This is a genomic window from Cellulomonas septica (assembly GCF_012396155.1).
Classification (GTDB): domain Bacteria; phylum Actinomycetota; class Actinomycetes; order Actinomycetales; family Cellulomonadaceae; genus Cellulomonas; species Cellulomonas septica.
The window spans coordinates 1-1,647 of the sequence record NZ_JAAXOY010000737.1 but is presented as its reverse complement, the minus strand read 5'-3'; the positions used below and the strand labels follow the sequence as shown (position 1 = coordinate 1,647).

Annotated in this window: 1 protein-coding gene and 1 pseudogene; one reads left to right on the top strand and one right to left on the bottom strand. The window is 76.9% G+C overall.

The genetic code is table 11. The annotated features are described in order from the left end of the window. Positions 1-437 (bottom strand): annotated as a pseudogene (locus HGA02_RS18710) (fructosamine kinase family protein); the annotation flags it as partial. A 157-nt stretch (positions 438-594) separates the two neighbouring features. On the opposite strand from HGA02_RS18710, the gene ald reads away from it, so the two are divergent. After that, positions 595-1,548, top strand: coding sequence for an alanine dehydrogenase (ald, locus tag HGA02_RS18705; protein ID WP_168680833.1), 954 nt, complete (start codon positions 595-597; stop codon positions 1,546-1,548). Positions 1,549-1,647 lie beyond the last annotated feature (99 nt).

Here is a 1,647-nt window from a genome sequence, read left to right as displayed (position 1 = left end):
CGGTCGAGGTCGCGCGCGACGGTGGCGTCGACGACCCCCGCGTCCACGAGCGCGCGCGTGACGGGCGCGACGCGGCACGCGGCGAGGAACGCGCCCCACCGGTCGAACCGTCCCGCCGGCATCGGCAGCGGCGCGTCGAGCGGCCCGAAGAACCCGTCGCCGTCCCAGCCCGGTGGGGCGACGCCGAACGCGTCGGCGCCCGCGTCGTGCACCGTCGCGAGCCCGCGGCCGAAGGTGCGGGCGGCGTCGCGGGTCGGCGGCACGGGCACGAGCCGCTCGAGCGTGAGCCCGCGCTCGTCCACGTCGAGCACCTCGACGACCGGCGCGCCGCCGGCGGCCCGCAACCACGCCAGACCCGCCGCCTCGCACCGGAAGAACCCCGCGGGCGCGTCGTCGCGCCGCTTGCGGAACGTCGCCTCCGTCAGGCCCTCACGCACGTGCGCACCTCCCCGCGCACCCACCCTGGCGCATCGCCACGGCGTCGGCACCCCGGCGCGCCGTGCGCCGCACGGTTCGCCGCGACGACGCGCACGCCCGCGGCGAGACTGGCAGCAGGCGCGTGGCACGGGTCGCGCGGTGACGAGGGGACGGGTCATGCGGGTCGGGGTGCCGCGCGAGGTGAAGAACCGCGAGTACCGGGTGGCGATGACCCCGGCCGGGGTGCACCAGCTGGTGCGCGACGGGCACACCGTGCTCGTCGAGGTCGGCGCCGGGCTGGGCTCCCAGATCCCGGACGACGAGTACCGGGCCGCGGGTGCGACGCTGCTGCCCGACGCCGACGAGGTGTGGGGCGGCGCGGACCTGGTGTGCAAGGTCAAGGAGCCCGTCGAGGAGGAGTACCACCGCCTGCGCGACGGGCTCGTCCTGTTCACCTACCTGCACCTCGCCGCCGACCGGCCCGGCACCGACGCGCTGCTCGCCGCGGGCACCACGTCGATCGCCTACGAGACCGTCCAGCTCGCCGACGGCTCGCTCCCCCTCCTCGCGCCGATGTCGGAGGTCGCGGGGCGGCTCGCGACGCAGGTCGGCGCCTACCACCTCATGCGGAACGCGGGCGGCCGCGGGCTGCTGCTCGGCGGGGTGCCGGGCGTCGACGCGGCGAAGGTCGTGGTCCTGGGTGCGGGCGTCGTGGGGTCGCACGCGGCGGAGATCGCCGTGGGCATGCGCGCCGACGTCACCGTCCTGGACCTGTCGATGCCGCGGCTCCGCGAGGTCGACGCCGCGTTCGGCGGGCGCGTCCGCACGCTCGCGTCGTCGCCGTGGACCCTCGAGCGCGAGCTCGTCGACGCGGACCTCGTCGTCGGCGCGGTGCTCGTCCCGGGCGCCCGCGCGCCGCGCCTGGTGACGAACGAGCTCGTGGCTCGCATGCACGCGGGTGCGGTGCTCGTCGACGTGGCCGTCGACCAGGGCGGCTGCTTCGAGGACACCCGCCCGACGACGCACGACGACCCGACGTTCCGCGTGCACGACACGCTCTTCTACTGCGTCGCCAACATGCCGGGCGCGGTCCCGGTCACGTCGACCCGCGCCCTGGAGGACCTGCACTGATGGCTGCCACCACGCTCCCCGCCGGCACCACCGACGCCGGCCTGCGCCCCGACCAGAACGAGACCACCCCGCGCGGCGTGCGCTGGTGGCGCGAGCTCG